The sequence below is a fragment of the Noviluteimonas gilva genome (assembly GCF_009740395.1).
In the GTDB taxonomy this organism is placed as follows: domain Bacteria; phylum Pseudomonadota; class Gammaproteobacteria; order Xanthomonadales; family Xanthomonadaceae; genus Noviluteimonas; species Noviluteimonas gilva.
In genome coordinates this window covers 761943-777665 of record NZ_WOXT01000001.1, presented here as the reverse complement: position 1 = coordinate 777665, position 15723 = coordinate 761943, and the positions used below count along the sequence as shown (strand labels likewise).

Sequence of the window (15723 nt, the reverse complement as noted above, 5' to 3'; positions counted from 1 at the left end):
GCGCAAGGTGAATGGGGTTGGCCCCCAGCGCCGTCAGGTCACGCGGGCGAGCATCCGCTCGGAGCGAATGAAGCGCGCCCAGCGCGTGCCGAGGTCGCTCCAGCACACGAAATAGGCTTCCGTGGCGAGGTGCAGCAACGTCGAGGGGCGCAGCGGCAGGCGCGGTTCGGCGGCGCACAGTTCCCAGTCGTAACCCAGTTGGCGGGCGAACAGGGCGCAGCGCGCGAGGTGATAGCGGTTGCTGAGCAGGGTCACGCGGCGCGCGGTTTGCCCGACCATCAGGTCGCGGGCGTTGCGCAGGTTCTGCAGCGTGTCGCGCGATTGCGCTTCCAGGCGCAGCGCCGGGCCGGCGTCGAGATTGCGCGACAGCAAGGATTGCCGCGCGACTTCGGCTTCGGTGGGTTCGTTGGGTGCGCCGCCGCCGAGGAGGATCACTTCGCGCGGCGGGTGTTCGCGCCAAAGGGTGGCCGCGCGTTCGAGGCGCGCGGCGAAATCCGCGTCGATGCGGCCCTGCGGCGCGTGTTTGCCGAACACCAGGACGGTGTCGCCGTGCGCGGGCGTCGTCGGCGCGCGCCGCGCCACGCGCAGCACATGCCAGAAGTAGGCGAGGTAGACCACGCCGGCGCTCAGCGTGCAGGCGAGCAGCGTCACGAGCCCCGTGTGGAGGACATCGCGATCGACGGCAAGGCGCAAACGATGGGCGACGAGGGACGGCATGGCCGCTTGATGGGGGCTTGGAGGCGAAAACAAAGCGCCGCGAGCGCGGCGCCTTGCAGTTTACGTGCGTTGCGGCCCTTACAGCTGGCCGGTGGTCAGCTGGAAGTTGGTGCGCGTGTCGGTGGCGAGGTAGTTCATCCAGCCCAGGTAATTGCGGTGGATCCACTTCTGGCCGCGACGGGTTTCGAACTCGAGGTTGCGGCTGTCGACATAGGTGTACTGGACGACCTTGCCGTCGTAGGTGACGTGGATCTTCGCCCAATGCTCGCGCAGGTTGAGCTCGGCCACGATGTCGCCCGGCTTTTCTTCCTCGATCATCCACCCGCGGCCGGTGAGGGCGCGCTTGATGTCCTTGACGACCTGCTCGTCGGTCATCCCGGCGGGAATCGGCACGGCGGCCGGATCGATCAGGCGGCTCTGGCGCGCCTGGACGTTGGTGGCGACGAAGAACAAGGACAGCAGCGCGAAACACGCGACGAGCGCGCGACGGTGCAACTTCATGCGGAGATTCCCCTTGGTGACGGTTCTGATGCCACGTCCCGGTTCGTGAGGCCGGCCCCCATGGCAGGCACCATCATCCGTTTTCCGCAACCGATGCGCCACGCTGGCCGCCGACGGGTCGATGGCTATACTCGACCGGCCCTATCGAAAAACCGCATTCCGGAGCCGCGTGTGCACTTTGCTTTCCCGACGCCAGGCTCGAACGATTCGCCCATTCCGCCGCTGGCGATCCGTCGCTATACCGCGACCACCGCGCTCGGCCGCGGGCGCGATGCACAACTGAACGCGTTCAGGGAACGCCGCGGTGGCCTGCGCCCGAACGATTTCGGCGGCGACGACCGCCTGGATTGCTGGATCGGCCGCGTCGACGGACTGGAAACCGAAGCCCTGCCCGATGCGCTCGGCGCTTGGGAATGTCGCAACAACCGCCTCGCGTGGCTCGCGCTGCAGCAGGACGGGATGTTCGATGCGGTGCGTGAAGCGCGCGATCGCTTCGGCGCCGATCGCGTGGCGATCGTCGTCGGCACGTCGACCTCGAGCATCGGCGCGAGCGAGGAAGCCTACGCGCGCCTGGAATCGACCGACGCCGGTCCCGTCTTCCCGGCCGACATGCAGCGCCCGATCGTGCACACGCCGCATTCGCTCGGCGATTTCCTCGCGCACGCCACCGACCTCACCGGCCCGTGCATCACCGTCGCGACCGCGTGCTCGTCGAGCGCGAAGGTCTTCGCGCAGGCCGCGCGCCTGATCCAGGCGGGCCTGGCCGATGCCGCGCTCGTCGGCGGCGTCGATACCCTGTGCGGCAGCGTGCTGTACGGCTTCAACTCGCTGGGCCTGGTCTCGCAGGACAAGTGCAAGCCCTTCGACGCCACGCGCAATGGCCTGTCGCTCGGCGAAGCCGGCGGTTTCGCGCTGCTCGAACGCGTCGAAGACGGCGCGGCGCCCGGCCTGTCGCTGCGTGGCTACGGTGAATCGAGCGATGCGCACCACATGTCCGCGCCGCATCCGGAAGGTTTGGGCGCGCGCCTGGCGATGGGCGATGCGCTCGCGCGCGCCGGCGTGCAGCCGGACGACATCGGTTACCTGAATCTGCACGGCACCGCGACGCCCGCCAACGACACGATCGAAGCGCAGGCCATCGCCGCGATGTTCCCCGAAACGCTGCATGCGAGTTCGACCAAGGGTTGGACCGGGCACACGCTCGGCGCGGCCGGCATCGTCGAATCGGTGTGCGCGTTGCTCGCGCTGGAACACGGCGTGCTCCCCGGCATCCTCAACAGCGCGCAGCACGATCCCGCGTGCGGCGCGCAGATCCGTTTCGAAAACCAGCAACGCACCATCCGCTACGCCATGAACAACTCTTTCGGATTCGGCGGCAACAACTGTTCGCTGGTGTTCGCCGCATGACCACGCTGTCGGCCACCGTCGAGGGCATCGGCTTCTGGAGCAACGGCCTGCCGGATTGGGCCGCTGCACGCGCGTTCGTGCGCGACGGCGCCCTGCCCGAAGGCGCGCCTGCGCGTCCTTCGCCGCAATTGCTCGCGCCCAACGAGCGGCGCCGCGCGCCGGAGACGGTCGCGGTCGCGCTGGAAGTCGCGCTTGCGGCCTGCACCGACGCCGGCCGTGATCCGCGCGCGTTGCCCTCGGTGTTCGCCTCCACGCACGGCGACCTGGGCATCACCGATTACATGTGTACGACGCTCGCTGCCGATCCGCGTTCGATCTCGCCCACGCGCTTCCACAACTCGGTGCACAACGCGGCCGCCGGTTACTGGACCATCGGCGCGGGCTGCACCGAAGCGACGACGGCGATCAGCGCGCACGAGGCGAGCTTCGCCGAAGGCCTGGTCGAAGCGCTGGTGCAATTGGCCGCCGGCGAAGAAGCCGTGCTGCTGGTCGGTTACGACGGCGGCGCCGCGGGCCCCTTGCTGTCGATCTGCAACAGCACCGGCCTGCTTGGTGGTGCGCTCGTGTTGTCGCGCACGCCCAGGGCGGATGCGCCGCGCATCGAAGTCACGATGCGAACGGGCGCCACGCCCGCCAACGACGCGCGACTGTCCGGCATCGCCGGCGGTAACGCGATGGCGCAGATGCTCCCTTTGTTCGACGCCTTGGCCGGTGCGCGTTCGGAGGCGCACCTGTTCGCCGGACGCGGCCGCACGCTGCAGGTGGGCATCGCGCATGGCTGACATGACCGACCTCGCCCGCCGCACCTGCGTCGTCATTCCGGCGCTCAACGAATCGCTGCGCATCCGCGAAGTCGTCGAAGGCGCGCTCGCGCATTGCCCGAACGTGCTCGTGATCGACGATGGCTCCGACGACGGCACGTCCGATTGCGTGCGCGACCTGCCGATCGTCCTGCTGCGCCACGAACAACGCCAGGGCAAGGGCGCGTCCTTGCGCGAAGGGTTCGCCGAAGCCCTGCGTCGCGGTTTCGACGGCGTGCTCACGATGGATGGCGACGGGCAACACCACGCCGACGACATTCCGCGTCTGCTCGAAGCCGCGCACCTGCATCCGGGCGCGCTGATCATCGGCTCGCGCCTGCGCAAGCGCGCGCAGCAGCCGGCGCATCGCCACCTGGCGAACGACTTCGGCGACTGGGGCATCTCCTGGGGCTGCGGCTATCGCATCTGCGATACGCAGAGCGGCCAGCGGTTCTATCCGGCGAACGTCTGCGCGCTCGACGACGTGCCGGGCGAAGACTTCGTGTTCGAAGCGCAGATCCTGATTTCCGCCGCGCGCGCCCTCGGCGTGCGCGTGGTGTCGGTACCGATCGAATCGCGCTACCAGGGCCCGGGCGCCGCGGCGCAATTCCGCAAGAGCCACTTCCGCCCCTTGCGCGATCTGTGGCGCATCACCTCGCACGTCACCGCGCAGATCGTGCGGTACGGCAACGTCATCACCGAATATCGCCGCACGCGCGCCCATCCGCCGGTCATCCATGATCCGACGGGCGAGTTCGCTGCACCCGGTTCTCCATTGCAATCCTTGCAGGAACGCCCATGAGCGCGCAGGCCGACGTCGTCATCCTTGGAGGTGGCCTCGCCGGCCTGACCCTCGCGATCCAGTTGCGGCAACGCGACCCCTCGCTCACGGTGACCGTGCTCGAACGACGCACGCATCCGGTGCGAGAGGCGGCGTTCAAGGTCGGCGAATCGACGGTGGAGATCGGCGCGCATTACTTCGCCGACGTCCTGGGATTCCGCGACCACCTGGAAACGCAGCAACTGCGCAAGTTCGGCTTCCGCTTCTTCTTCAGCGAAGGCCGCGAAGACCTCGACCAGTGCACCGAGCTCGGCGTCAGCGAGTTGTTGCCGACGCCGTCGTGGCAGCTCGACCGCGGGCGTTTCGAAAATTTCCTCGGCGAACAGGCCCGCGCGCTCGGCGTGAAATTCCTGGATGGTTCGACGGTGCGCACGATCGAGCTGTCGAAGGACGATGCGCCGCACACCGTCGGTTTCGATCGCGGCGGTGCGTCGCACACGATGTCTTCGCGCTGGGTGGTCGACGCCGCGGGCCGCGCCGGCCTGATCAAGCGCAAGCTCGATCTCGCGCAGCCGAACGACCACGACGCGAATGCGGTGTGGTGGCGCGTGGACGGTTACATCGAACCGCAGCAATGGTCCGACGATCCGGCGTGGCTCGGTCGCTGCAATCCGCCGGCGCGCTGGCGCTCGACCAACCACATGTGCGGCCCGGGCTATTGGTTCTGGCTGATCCCGTTGGCGTCGAATTCGCATTCGCTGGGCATCGTGTGCGACGCGAAGATGCATCCGCTCGACACGATGAACACGCACGCCAAGGCGATGGACTGGTTGCGCACGCATCAGCCGGGCGTCGCGCAATCGGTCGACAAGCCCGAGCACGCGTTGCAGGACTTCCTGTTCTTCCGCCACTTCTCCTACGGCTGCAAGCAGGTGTTCTCGGGCGATCGCTGGGCGCTCACGGGCGAAGCCGGCCTGTTCCTCGATCCGTTCTATTCGCCGGGCAGCGACTTCATCGCGATGAGCAACACCTTCATCGTCGATCTCATCGAGAAGGACCGCGCGGGCCAACCGGTCGCGCCGTATGCGTCGATCTACGAGCAGCTGTATGTCTCGTTCTACGAAAACACGCTGACGCTCTACCAGGATCAGTACCCCTTGTTCGGCGATGCGCAGGTCATGCCGCTCAAGGTGATCTGGGATTACACGTATTACTGGGCGTTGCTGGCGCCGGTGTTCTTCAACCAGCGGCTCACGGCGATCCCGCTGCTCGGGCGTTTGCGCGATGCGTTCACCCAGGGCCGCGATCTGAACCTGTCGATGCAGGCCTTGCTGCGCGAATGGGGCGAGCGCAACACCGGGCCGCTGGTGCCCGACCGTCGCTTCCTCAATCAGTGGAACATCGACTGGTTCCACGAGATGAATCGCGCGCTCAACGACCCGCTCGACGATGCGCAGTTCGACGCGCGCCTGCGTGCGAACGTCGTGCGCATGCGCTGGCTCGCCGCGGAGATGCTCGACGAAGCGCGTCGCACGCATCCGGACATCGACGATCATGGGCTCGATGCGCAGCTTGCCGCGTTCCGCGACGATGGCCCGCCGATGCCGTGCCTCGATGACGCGTGGTATGCGCGCATGGCCACCACGTCCGACATCCACCAACCCGCCGAGGCGCTCGCACCGTGAGCCATTCGATCCTGATGTTGCAGCTCGTGATCATCCTGGCGGCAGCGCGCGGATGCGGGCTGTTGCTGAAGTATTTTGGCCAGCCGGCGGTGATCGGCGAAATGGCGGCGGGCCTGCTGCTCGGGCCGATCGTGTTCGGTGCGGTCGCGCCCGACCTGCATGCGCAACTGTTCGCGAAGGACTCGCTCGGTGGCCTGTCCGCGTTGTCGACGGTGGGCCTGGTGCTCTTCATGTTCATCGTCGGCGCCGAGTTGCGCGCACCCGACGGCGTGCGCGCGCAGGTGAAGGCTGCCGGTTGGGTCGGCGTGCTCGGCGTATTGCTGCCGATGGGCGCGGGCCTGGCGATCTCGCCGGTGGTGTATCCGCTCGCACCCGCGGGCGTGGCGTTCTGGCCGTTCGCGTTGTTCATGGCGGCGGCGCTGTCGATCACCGCCTTCCCGGTGATGGCGCGCATCCTCAAGGATCGCGGATTGACGCAGACGCGCATCGGGCGGCTCGCGCTGAGTTCGGCGGCGATCGCGGATGTGTTCGCGTGGGTGATGCTGGCCGTGGTCGTCGCGCTTGCGGGCGTCGGCGACGGCACGTCGGGGCTGCTGCGCACGACCATCGGCACCGTCGCGTTGTTGGCGCTCGTGTTCGGCGTGCTGCGTCCGTTGTATGCGTGGCTGATGCGGCGCTTCGCGCCGTCCGGCGAGCCGTCGCAGATGTTGCTCGCGGCGCTGTTGCTCGGCGCGCTCGGCTGCGCAGGGCTCACCGAATGGTTGGGCCTGCACGCGGTGTTCGGTGCGTTCCTGTTCGGCGCGTGCCTGCCGCGCGACGATCGCCTGCTGCGTTGCCTCGTCGAACGCCTGGAATACATCGCCATCGTGTTGCTGATGCCGATCTTCTTCGCGCTGGCGGGATTGAACACGACGCCCGATGCGTTCGTCGGCACGGGCCTGGGCGCGTTGCTGCTGGTGTTGTTCGCCGCGATCGCGGGAAAGATGGCCGGTGGCGCGGCGGGTGCGCGCGTGGCGGGTTACGGCTGGCGCGAGAGTTTCGCGACGGGCGCGCTGATGAACGCGCGCGGCCTGATGGAACTGATCGTGATGAAGGTCGGCCTGGATGCCGGCCTGATCGGGCCGTCGCTGTTCACCATGCTGCTCGTGATGGCGCTGGTGACCACGGTGATGACGAGCCCGCTGCTGACGTGGTTCGCGGGACGATCGCCGGATCTGGTCGATCCGGCGTCGTCGCGCGCTTAGATCAAACGCCGTCTTCGGGCTTGATCGTGAGCACCGCCTTGTCCTGCGGCAGCATGACGGTCCACTTCTTCAGGTAGTCGGCCTTCTTCTCTTCGATGTCGGCCTTGTGCTTTTCGTACCAGGCCTGGTTCGACGGCGTGACTTCCACGAAGTTCGTCTTCTCCATCCACTTCTTGAAGTCGGCGCTCTGCGTGCTGTATTCGGCCTTCGCGTCCGGGTGGATCGGCAGCAGCGAGAAACGCGCCTTCCACGCGCCCATGCGCGGGCTGACGAGGATGTAGTAGGTCTTGCCGGCTTCGAGCGTGGCGTCGACGAAGTCGGCGTTCTCGGCGATCACCATGAAACGGTGGACGCCCGGCTCGGCCTGGTAGGCCACCTTCTGCTTGTTCTGGACGATGCCGATGAACTTCGTCTCGCCATCGGGCGCTTCGTAGACCGACGCGCTGATGTTGTTGCCGACGAACGAAGAACGCACGAAGACGACGAGCGCCTTGCCTTCGGCGGGAACGGGCGATTGGTTTTCGGCGTGCTTGCCGGTTTCGGCTGCGAACGCGAACGTGGACGCGAACAACAGCGACAGCAGCGCGAACAGGCGCAACTTGCGGATCATGCGGTGAATTCCCCTGGCTGAGTTGAGTGCCGACACCCCTGTCGGCGCGCGCAGGATAACCGTCAGGTCATTCCGCCGTCGACGCCGATCACCTGGCCGTTGACGTAACTCGCCGCGTCCGTACACAAGAAGCGCACGAGCGCCGCCACTTCCTCGGGTCGCGCAGCGCGGCCCGCGGGCACCATCTGCTTCACCAACTCGGGCGGGAAGCTCGCATCGGCCATCGCGCCCTGCACGACGCCGGGGGCAACAACATTCACGGTGATACCACGGCTCGCCATCTCGCGCGCCAGCGACTTGCTCGCGCCGTGCAGCGCGGCCTTCGCCGCGGCGTAATTGGTCTGGCCACGGTTGCCGAGCACGGCGGCGACGGAGGACACGCTCACCACGCGGCCCCAGCGCGTGCGCGCCATCGGCAGCAGCAGCGGTTGGGTCACGTGGAAGAACCCGTGCAGCGAGACGTCGACGACGCGCTTCCATTGTTCGGCCGACATGCCGGCCATCGGCGCGTCGTCGTGGATGCCGGCGTTGTTGACGATGACCTGGATCGGACCGTCGGCGAGCAACGTATCGATGGCGGTGCGCGTCGCCTCACCATCGGCGACGTCGAAGGCGATCGCCTGCGCGCTGCCGCCGTCCTTCTGGATGTCGGCGACGACGCTCTGCGCGCGCGCGAGGTTGCCATTCGCATGCACGATGACATGCAGGCCATCGGCCGCGAGCTGGCGGCAGATCGCGCCGCCGATGTCGCCGCTGCCGCCGGTCACGAGCGCGCGTCGCTGGGTCATGCCGGTTTCTCCTGTGGCTGCAGCATCACGGCCGCGCGGCCTTCGGCCAGCACCGTGCCGTCGTGGCGAAGAGTGAAACGATACTGCTGCGCGCCTTCGCCTGCGACCAGGACCTCGGCCTCGCATTCGAGTTGGCCGGGGAGATCGTCGATGCGCGTGCATTGGAGGTCGACGCCGCGGAGCGCGACGAGCATGCCGGGAGGCGCCGTCGCGCCTGCTTCGCGCGCGATCAGGCCGCCATGCACGGCCATCGCCTGCGCGCCGTATTCGCAGAGGTGGATCGCGCGCAATTGGCCGTGGCTGCGCAGCGGATGCGCGGGATCGCGATGACCGTTGCTGCGCAAGCGGATGCGTTGCGCATCCCACGCGACGACTTCGTCCCACAGGCACATCGCGCCGGCGTGCGGCACGAGCGATTCGATGACGGCGCGGTCGATCATGCGTCTTCCCTGTGCGGGTGGCGTGCGATCAGCAACCCGAGTATGAAGTTCGAGACGACGCCGAGTGTCACCGTCACGCCGATCGCGCGCAGCACCGGGATCGACGAGAGCCCGAGCAGCGCGAACACCAACAACGTCATCGCGCTGCAGACGAGCAACGCGTGCAGGGTGCGCAATTGCTCTTCGCGATCGTCGCCCGCGTGTTCGAAGAACAGCGCGTAGTCCAGGCCCAGGCCCGCGGCGAGGATCAACGCGACCAGATGGAACAGCGTGAGCTCGACGCCCGCAATGCGCAGCGCGGCAAGGATCACCAGCGTCGTCACCGCCATCGGCGCGAGCACGCGCCACGCGCGATGCCACGAACCGAGTGCGACGCGCACGGCGACGATCAACAGCAACGCCGCGAGGCCCAGCGCCCACAGCACGCGTTCGCGATAGGCGACGACCAGCGATTCGGATGCGGCCTTGAGATCGACGAGGCGTGCGCCTTCGCGTTGCGCGAGTGCGGCGACCTTGCCGGGCGCGTCGAGCCCGATCAGCGACACCAGCGCGGTCGCGTGGCCATCGCGTTCGCGCAACAGGCCATCGACGCGCACCTGCAGCGGCGTGCCGGCGAGATCGGCAGGCACGAGCGGTGCGGCGCGGCGCGCGGTTTCGACATCGGCCAGGAAGGGTTCGAACACGTCGGCGCGGAACGGCGAAGCGGCGACCGCCGTATCGAGTGCGGCGCGCAAGTCCTGCGGCGCCGGCAGTTTCGACTGGCGCGCGCGTTGCGTGCGCGCGCTCGGCAGGTATTGCGCGGCGTGTTCGAAGCCCGCGAGCCAGTGTTGCGCCCGGGCGTGTTCGAGCGCGGCGCCGAGACGTTCGCTGCGTTGCAAGGCGTCTTCGACGTCGCGGCCTTCGATCGCGATGACGTAACGCACGTCGGGCGCGCCGAGTTCCTGTCGCAGCTTTGCATCGCGCGCGAGGGCGTCGACCGGCACCGGCGTCAGGCGCGAGAGATCGTTCTGCCAGAACGCGCCGGGCGCGAACGCGGCGATGCCCGCGGCGACGAGCGCGAGCACGAAGATCGCGATGCGCGGCTGCGGCAGGCGCGCGACCCAGGCGCGCAGGCGTTCGAGCAGCGCCGACTGCGCGGGATCGCGCAGGTCGGGATCGACGAGTGCCGGCAACAACACGCGCGTCGTGAGCGCCGCAGTGCCGAGCCCGACGATGGTGAACACCGCGAGTTGCTCCAGCCCGTCGACACCGGAGACGAAGAACGTCGCATACGCGATGCAGGTGGACACCACGCCCGTCGCCAGCGTCGGCCACAGCGCGCGCACGCTCGCATACGGCCGCACGCCCGTGCGCTGGTGGCTGAAGAAGTGGATCGGATAATCCTGCGCGACACCGATCAGCGTGAAGCCGAACGCGACGGTGATCCCGTGCACGCCATCGAACAACAACGCGACCGCGCCCAGGCCCGCGAGGCCCGCACTCGCGAGCGGCAGCGCGCCGAGCACCGGGATCTTCCAATTGCGATACGCAACGAACAGCAGCACGAGCAGGCCGATCGTGTCGACCATGCCGATCCAGCTCGCTTCGTCCTGCGTGCGTCCCCCGATTTCGACGGAGAACGCACCCGGGCCGGTCATCGACAGCGTGCCGGGTTTGCCTTGTTTTGCGGCGGTGTACGCCGACTGGATCGCATCGACGGCTTCACGCTGGCCCGTCGGATCGAAACCTGCCGCGCGCGTTTGCACCGCGAGCAAGGCCTGCTTGCCGGCGCGGTCGAACCACACGCCTTCGATGCGTTGCGGCGCGGTCGCCGGCTCCCAGGTTTCGGCGAGCACGAGCGTTTCGAGCGTCGGATCGCTCGGCACCAGCGGTTCGACGAGACTCGCAGCGGGCGAACCGAGATCGGCGACGCGCGATTGCACTTGTTCGGTCAGGAACGCCGCGTCGAAACGCTGCGTATCGAGCGTCGGCGAGAGCAGATAACGATACGGACGCAGGCGTTCGGGGAAGGCTTCGAGGCCGCCTTCACCATTGGCGACCAACGTGAAGCGCGCGTCCTTCGACAGCGTCGCGCGCAAGGCACGCGATTGCGCGGCGAGCGTTTCCGCATCGGGCGCGCCGGACAATGTCACGAGCAACAAACGCGAGCCCGGGCCTTCGCCGAGTTCGTCGATCAGCAGCTTCTGCTCGGGCGTGCGCGCGCTCGGCATGAACTTGCGCAGGTCGCCGCTGAGTTGGAGGTGTTGCGCGATCGCCCAGCCGGCGACGAGCAGCACCGCGAGCCAGAGTGCGGCGAGCGCGATGCGCGCGCCCGGCCGCAGCGGGGCGTCGCTCATTGCGCGGTGCACAGTGCGGCGAGGGCCGCGGCGTCGGTCGTGCCATGCGCGCTGCGTGCGGCGCTGGCGAGCAGCGTGCGTTGCAGGTCGCCCTTCACCGGACGCGTTTCGATGCAACGCAGTTCCGCGCCACGGCCGCGCAGGACGATGTCCCGCACCTTGGCGGCGAGTGCGCGATCGCGCGGCGACAAGCGCAGCGTCCACGCCTGGCGCGTGCCGCTCGCATCGATCGTGTAATAGCGTTCGAGTTGCGTGCGATCGCCCGCGAGCATCGCGCCGAAACTCGCCTGCAGGCCCTGCAACTCCGGCGCGCGCGCCAGCGAGAAGCTGCGCGCCTTGCCGTTGCGTTCGATGGTGGCCTGCCCGTTGCGGATCGTCGTCGTCTCCGCATACGGCGCGCGCACGGCACGCACGAGCGTGTCGTTCGTCGGTCGCTTGTACTGGCCTTCGATGCGCAGCGGCGTTTTCAGCAACGCCGAGCCGCGCACTTCGACGAAATCGGTCTGCGTGGGCGCGGGGCGCGCGAGTTTCGACAGGATCCAGCCGGCATCGACCGATGCCGGCGCAGGCTCAGGCGGCGCGGCCGATGCCGTCGCCCACGTCGCCGCCAGCAGCGCGAGGCAGAGCGCTGCCGTCTTCCTGCGACCGTGTTTGCGGCTTGTCATCGGCGGGGGCTCCGGGGGGCGATTGCCAGAAATCGTAGAAGTTGAACCAGTTGTACGGAGCGCTGCGTGCATGGTGTTCCAGTCGTGCGGCGTAGCGGCGGGCCATGTCGGCCAGCACGTGGCTGCGATCCTTGCGCGCGACCTTGATAGGGCCGCTGAACGGTTCGAACATCAGGTCGTAGCGATTGCCGCCACGGTACAGGCCGAAGGCCAACACCACCGGCGCGTGCAGCACGGCGGCGATCAACCAGGGCGCGCCCGGCAGTTGCGTCGGCGCGCCGAGGAATTCGACCGGATGGCCCGGCTCGCCCGGCTGCGTGCGGTCGACGAGCAGCGCGACGACCGCGCCCTCGGCGATGGCGTGCTGGATCGCGAGCACGACCGACGGACCGTCCTGCCCGGCATCGATCACCGTCGCAGCGACGCCGGGATTGAGCGCGTCGAGCAATTGCGTCATCGCCGCGTTGTGCGCCTTGTCGAGCACCACGCGCACGGGAATGTCGGGGCGTTCCTGCGCAAGCACGCGCAACACTTCGAAGCTGCCCAGGTGCGAGCCGAACAGCAGCACGCCGCCGTGCGCATCGACGGTCGAATGCAGGCCTTCGAGCCCGTGCACGCGCACATCGAAGCGCCGCAGGTCTTCGCCGAGCAGGAACACGCGATCCAGGATCGTGGCCGCGAAGGTATGGATGTGGCGCCACATGTCGAGCAGCGTCGCCGGCTTGCGCAGCACGCGCGTCAGGTATGTCCGCGAAGCGCGGCGCTCCGGCCCGCGCATTGCGAAGAAGTACAGGACGATCGGATACAGGCACACGCGTGCGATGGCCCGCCCGCCGCGTCGCGCGATCCAGCGGATCAACAGGATCGCGAAACGGTTGCCGCCTTCGGGGCGCTGCTTCCAGTGCGAGGGCTGGTTCATGCGCGCACCACTTCGCCGGCGGCGATCGGTTGTCCGTCGCGCATCACGCGGAAGCGCCAGCGCCCTTCGTCGCCTTCGAGCAGCACGTCGGCGCGCTCCTCCGGCAACAAGGGCTGCACGAACTTCACCTGCGGCAGGCGGATGTGGCCGAGCGGACCGTGCAGCGCTTCGATCGCGTCGAGCACATGGTCGAGGACGACAACGCCGGGAACGACGGGTCGGCCCGGGAAATGCCCGGGCAGGCTGGGATGATCGGACGGTACGAAGAACTGCATGGCGAATTCATTCAACATCCGCGAACGCCTGCTGCGCGCGCGGATTATGCAACGCGGCCCCCTGCCGCGGCGGTCCCTGACGTGTTCAGCTTCGACCCGGCTCGTCCCGCAGCAGCCCGCGCCAGACGGTGGGCCCCAACCCGGCCATCTTGCGCACGAAATCGAAGAAGCTCGTGTAGCGCCCAGGGAAGCGCCGCACGCGGTAGAAATATTCGCCTACGAAGAGCCCGCCGACCAGCCCGTAATTCAGGAGGTTTGCGAACCAGGACCAGGCATGCTCGGAAACGGTGATCGGCGAATCGACGCCCAGGCTGTGCAGCAGGCCGCCGGGCACGGCGATCAGCGCGAGCAGGAAGTTGCACACGGCCAGGCCCGCAAGCATCGCGGCCCACGTGGCGGTGAGCGTGCGCGAATACCCCCGCAGGTCGGGCGCCAGCTCCGCGAGCGGCACGCCATCGATCGCGCAGACCATGCGCGTGATCAGCGGCACGTGCCCGTCGCGCAAGGTGCGGCCGAACGTCCATGCGACCAGCGCGACGAACGCGGCCGGCACGAGCAGCAACACCAGGTGCAGGTGCGGCGAGTGTGCAACGGTCACCAGGCCAACAATGGTGGCGAGCAACACCAGCCACGCCCACGCGCGCCGATGCAGCAATGGATCGAGCAGCACGAAAACGGTCAAATCGCCGAGCGCGATGGCGGCGAGCACGGGGTCGTCGCGCAGGCTCGCCACGTGGGCGAGCACGGGATAGGCCAGCGCCAGCGCCAGCCGCGCCAGCGGGGTTGCGTTCAAGCGGTGGTGCGATGTTGTTCGACGTGCGCCGACAGCGCGCGCAGGGACGCGAAGATGCGGCGGTTGGCGTCGTTGTCGGAACGCAGCTGGAAGCCGTATTGCTTGGAAATCGCGAGCGAGAGCTCCAGCGCGTCGATCGAATCCAGGCCCAGGCCCTCGTTGAACAGCGGCGCGTCCGGGTCGATCTGCGCGGCCTGCACGCCTTCCAGGTTCAGGCTTTCGACCAGCAACTTGGCGAGGTCGGCTTCGGCGGGGCTCTGCAGGGACATCGGGCGTTCCGGGATTCTGGGATAGCTGCATTCTAGCCGTGCGGGGCGCGGCTTTCGCGGTTGCACGCCGCGTTATGATGCGGCCCGCACTCTTCACGCCGACCGATTGCATGACCCCGGACACACCCGCAGCGCCCGATGCCCCCGTGAAGACGATCGACGTCGACGTGCTGGTGGTGGGCGGCGGGCCGGCGGGTACCACGGCGGCCACGCTGCTCGCGCGCCGCGGCCACCGCGTGTTGCTGCTGGAGAAGTCGCGCCATCCGCGCTTCCACATCGGCGAATCGCTGCTGCCGATGAACCTGCCGATCCTCGAACGCCTCGGCGTGCTCGACCAGGTGCGCGCGATCGGCACGTTCAAGCCGGGCGCCGAATTCCCGGTCGACGACGTCAACTTCAACACCTTCCGCTTCGAACGCGCGATCGACGCGAAGTTCGGTTACGCCTACCAGGTCAAGCGCGAAGAGTTCGACCAGTTGCTGTTCGAACACGCGAAGGCCAACGGCGTGGACGCGCGTGAAATGGTGAAGGTCGAACGCATCGGCTTCGGCGACGACGGCCGTCCGAACGAAGCCTTCGCGACCGACGCCGACGGCAACGCGCTGCGCGTGCGCATGCGTTACCTCGTCGACGCGAGCGGCCGCGACACGCTGATCGGCGCGCAACTCAAACTGAAAAAGAAGAACCCGCTGCACCAGTCGGCGGCGATCTTCAGCCACTTCACCGGCGTCGCGCGCCGCCCGGGCGAGGACGCCGGCAACATCACGGTGCAGCGCTTCGAACACGGCTGGATGTGGCTGATCCCGCTGCAGGGCGATGTGATGAGCATCGGTGCGGTGTGTTTCCCCGAATACCTCAAGACGCGCCGCGGCCAGAACGAAGACTTCCTCATGCGCACGCTCGAGTCCGAACCGTCCGCGTGGAATCGCATGGACAACGCGCAACGCGTCGCGCCCGTGCATGTCACCGGCAACTACTCGTACACGTGCACGCGCATGACCGGCCCGGGTTGGGTGATGGTCGGCGATGCGTACGCGTTCGTGGATCCGGTGTTCTCCTCGGGCGTGTACCTGGGCATGAACAGCGGCGAGCAGGCCGCCGACGTGGTCGATGGCGCGCTGCGCGATCCCTCGCGCGAGACGGCGCTGCAGGACGCCATGGTCCAGCGCCTCAAGCGTGGCCTGAAGCACTTCCAGTGGTTCATCTACCGCTTCAACACGCCGGTCATGCGACACCTGTTCAACAATCCGCGCAATGTGTGGCAGGTGGAGCAAGCGGTGATTTCGATGCTGGCCGGCGACGTGTTCGACAACAAGAAGGTGCTTCGGCGCTTGCGCCTGTTCCGTGCGATCTACGCGCTGACGGCGCTGCAGCTCGCGCCGCAGGCGTTCCGTGGCTGGTTGAATCGCCGCCGCCAGGTGCGCGTCACGGTCAGCGGCGACACGCTGCAGCCGGGTAACCCGTGAGCGCAGTCCGACCGCTCGCGCACGCGC

17 protein-coding genes are annotated in these 15723 nt (G+C 68.0%); 6 read left to right on the top strand and 11 right to left on the bottom strand.

The genetic code is table 11. The annotated features are described in order from the left end of the window. Positions 1–33: 33 nt before the first annotated feature. Both GN331_RS03595 and GN331_RS03590 read right to left on the bottom strand, forming a co-directional pair. The gene (locus tag GN331_RS03595) at positions 34–717 is read right to left on the bottom strand and encodes a YdcF family protein (RefSeq protein ID WP_156640375.1); all 684 of its coding nucleotides are present in this window, start codon (positions 715–717) and stop codon (positions 34–36) included. Between the two features lie 78 nt (positions 718–795). Next, entirely contained in the window at positions 796–1218 is a 423-nt protein-coding gene (locus tag GN331_RS03590) for a hypothetical protein (RefSeq protein ID WP_156640373.1), read from the bottom strand. A gap of 213 nt (positions 1219–1431) precedes the next feature. Between GN331_RS03590 and GN331_RS03585 the strand changes: the two genes are divergently transcribed. The 5 genes from GN331_RS03585 to GN331_RS03565 are packed head-to-tail and all read left to right on the top strand — an operon-like array spanning position 1432 to position 7135. After that, entirely contained in the window at positions 1432–2625 is a 1194-nt protein-coding gene (locus GN331_RS03585) for a beta-ketoacyl-[acyl-carrier-protein] synthase family protein (protein WP_331713397.1), read from the top strand. Then, positions 2622–3407, top strand: a complete 786-nt coding sequence (locus GN331_RS03580; RefSeq protein ID WP_156640371.1) for a beta-ketoacyl synthase chain length factor — start codon at positions 2622–2624, stop codon at positions 3405–3407. Before GN331_RS03585 ends, GN331_RS03580 begins: the two co-directional genes overlap by 4 nt. Continuing rightward, positions 3400–4227, top strand: a complete 828-nt coding sequence (locus tag GN331_RS03575) for a glycosyltransferase family 2 protein (protein WP_156640369.1) — start codon at positions 3400–3402, stop codon at positions 4225–4227. Before GN331_RS03580 ends, GN331_RS03575 begins: the two co-directional genes overlap by 8 nt. Next, entirely contained in the window at positions 4224–5891 is a 1668-nt protein-coding gene (locus tag GN331_RS03570) for an NAD(P)/FAD-dependent oxidoreductase (protein ID WP_156640367.1), read from the top strand. The genes GN331_RS03575 and GN331_RS03570 overlap by 4 nt, the downstream gene beginning before the upstream one ends. Positions 5892–5905: 14 nt before the next feature. Then, on the top strand, positions 5906–7135 hold the full coding sequence (locus GN331_RS03565) for a cation:proton antiporter domain-containing protein (RefSeq protein ID WP_156641223.1): 1230 nt from the start codon (positions 5906–5908) through the stop codon (positions 7133–7135). Between the two features lies 1 nt (position 7136). On the opposite strand, the gene GN331_RS03560 is transcribed toward GN331_RS03565, so the two are convergent. The 9 genes from GN331_RS03560 to GN331_RS03520 form a co-directional block, all read right to left on the bottom strand. Then, positions 7137–7745, bottom strand: coding sequence for a hypothetical protein (locus GN331_RS03560; RefSeq protein ID WP_156640366.1), 609 nt, complete (start codon positions 7743–7745; stop codon positions 7137–7139). A gap of 62 nt (positions 7746–7807) precedes the next feature. Further along, positions 7808–8533 (bottom strand): 3-oxoacyl-ACP reductase FabG, encoded by a 726-nt coding sequence (fabG, locus tag GN331_RS03555; protein ID WP_156640364.1) that lies wholly within the window; start codon positions 8531–8533, stop codon positions 7808–7810. Then, positions 8530–8973 carry a hotdog family protein gene (locus tag GN331_RS03550; RefSeq protein ID WP_156640362.1) on the bottom strand — a complete coding sequence of 148 codons (444 nt, stop codon included), beginning with the start codon at positions 8971–8973 and terminating at the stop codon, positions 8530–8532. Before GN331_RS03550 ends, fabG begins: the two co-directional genes overlap by 4 nt. Beyond that, a complete protein-coding gene (locus tag GN331_RS03545) occupies positions 8970–11309 on the bottom strand; it encodes an MMPL family transporter (RefSeq protein WP_156640360.1) in 2340 nt (779 codons plus the stop codon). Before GN331_RS03545 ends, GN331_RS03550 begins: the two co-directional genes overlap by 4 nt. Continuing rightward, on the bottom strand, positions 11306–11974 hold the full coding sequence (locus GN331_RS03540) for a LolA-related protein (protein WP_231734320.1): 669 nt from the start codon (positions 11972–11974) through the stop codon (positions 11306–11308). The genes GN331_RS03545 and GN331_RS03540 overlap by 4 nt, the downstream gene beginning before the upstream one ends. Then, complete coding sequence (locus tag GN331_RS03535; RefSeq protein WP_156640358.1) at positions 11880–12893, bottom strand: lysophospholipid acyltransferase family protein; 1014 nt, start codon at positions 12891–12893, stop codon at positions 11880–11882. The genes GN331_RS03540 and GN331_RS03535 overlap by 95 nt, the downstream gene beginning before the upstream one ends. Beyond that, on the bottom strand, positions 12890–13168 hold the full coding sequence (locus GN331_RS03530) for an ApeI family dehydratase (RefSeq protein WP_156640356.1): 279 nt from the start codon (positions 13166–13168) through the stop codon (positions 12890–12892). Before GN331_RS03530 ends, GN331_RS03535 begins: the two co-directional genes overlap by 4 nt. Positions 13169–13253: 85 nt before the next feature. Continuing rightward, positions 13254–13961 (bottom strand): COG4648 family protein, encoded by a 708-nt coding sequence (locus GN331_RS03525; protein WP_156640354.1) that lies wholly within the window; start codon positions 13959–13961, stop codon positions 13254–13256. Next, positions 13958–14230, bottom strand: coding sequence for a phosphopantetheine-binding protein (locus tag GN331_RS03520; RefSeq protein ID WP_156640352.1), 273 nt, complete (start codon positions 14228–14230; stop codon positions 13958–13960). Before GN331_RS03520 ends, GN331_RS03525 begins: the two co-directional genes overlap by 4 nt. Positions 14231–14340: 110 nt before the next feature. Here GN331_RS03520 and GN331_RS03515 point away from each other — a divergent pair, with 110 nt between their 5' ends. Beyond that, complete coding sequence (locus GN331_RS03515; protein WP_156640350.1) at positions 14341–15696, top strand: NAD(P)/FAD-dependent oxidoreductase; 1356 nt, start codon at positions 14341–14343, stop codon at positions 15694–15696. Positions 15697–15723 lie beyond the last annotated feature (27 nt).

What these genes read in the sequence shown, in the direction of transcription:
- GN331_RS03515 (WP_156640350.1), top strand. Translation starts at nt 14,341, where the DNA reads ATGACCCCGGACACACCCGCAGCGCCCGATGCCCCCGTGAAGACGATC.
- GN331_RS03595 (WP_156640375.1), bottom strand. Translation starts at nt 717, where the DNA reads ATGCCGTCCCTCGTCGCCCATCGTTTGCGCCTTGCCGTCGATCGCGAT.
- GN331_RS03530 (WP_156640356.1), bottom strand. Translation starts at nt 13,168, where the DNA reads ATGCAGTTCTTCGTACCGTCCGATCATCCCAGCCTGCCCGGGCATTTC.
- GN331_RS03540 (WP_231734320.1), bottom strand. Translation starts at nt 11,974, where the DNA reads ATGACAAGCCGCAAACACGGTCGCAGGAAGACGGCAGCGCTCTGCCTC.
- GN331_RS03590 (WP_156640373.1), bottom strand. Translation starts at nt 1,218, where the DNA reads ATGAAGTTGCACCGTCGCGCGCTCGTCGCGTGTTTCGCGCTGCTGTCC.
- GN331_RS03575 (WP_156640369.1), top strand. Translation starts at nt 3,400, where the DNA reads ATGGCTGACATGACCGACCTCGCCCGCCGCACCTGCGTCGTCATTCCG.
- fabG (WP_156640364.1), bottom strand. Translation starts at nt 8,533, where the DNA reads ATGACCCAGCGACGCGCGCTCGTGACCGGCGGCAGCGGCGACATCGGC.
- GN331_RS03580 (WP_156640371.1), top strand. Translation starts at nt 2,622, where the DNA reads ATGACCACGCTGTCGGCCACCGTCGAGGGCATCGGCTTCTGGAGCAAC.
- GN331_RS03560 (WP_156640366.1), bottom strand. Translation starts at nt 7,745, where the DNA reads ATGATCCGCAAGTTGCGCCTGTTCGCGCTGCTGTCGCTGTTGTTCGCG.
- GN331_RS03565 (WP_156641223.1), top strand. Translation starts at nt 5,906, where the DNA reads ATGTTGCAGCTCGTGATCATCCTGGCGGCAGCGCGCGGATGCGGGCTG.
- GN331_RS03520 (WP_156640352.1), bottom strand. Translation starts at nt 14,230, where the DNA reads ATGTCCCTGCAGAGCCCCGCCGAAGCCGACCTCGCCAAGTTGCTGGTC.
- GN331_RS03550 (WP_156640362.1), bottom strand. Translation starts at nt 8,973, where the DNA reads ATGATCGACCGCGCCGTCATCGAATCGCTCGTGCCGCACGCCGGCGCG.
- GN331_RS03535 (WP_156640358.1), bottom strand. Translation starts at nt 12,893, where the DNA reads ATGAACCAGCCCTCGCACTGGAAGCAGCGCCCCGAAGGCGGCAACCGT.
- GN331_RS03545 (WP_156640360.1), bottom strand. Translation starts at nt 11,309, where the DNA reads ATGAGCGACGCCCCGCTGCGGCCGGGCGCGCGCATCGCGCTCGCCGCA.
- GN331_RS03570 (WP_156640367.1), top strand. Translation starts at nt 4,224, where the DNA reads ATGAGCGCGCAGGCCGACGTCGTCATCCTTGGAGGTGGCCTCGCCGGC.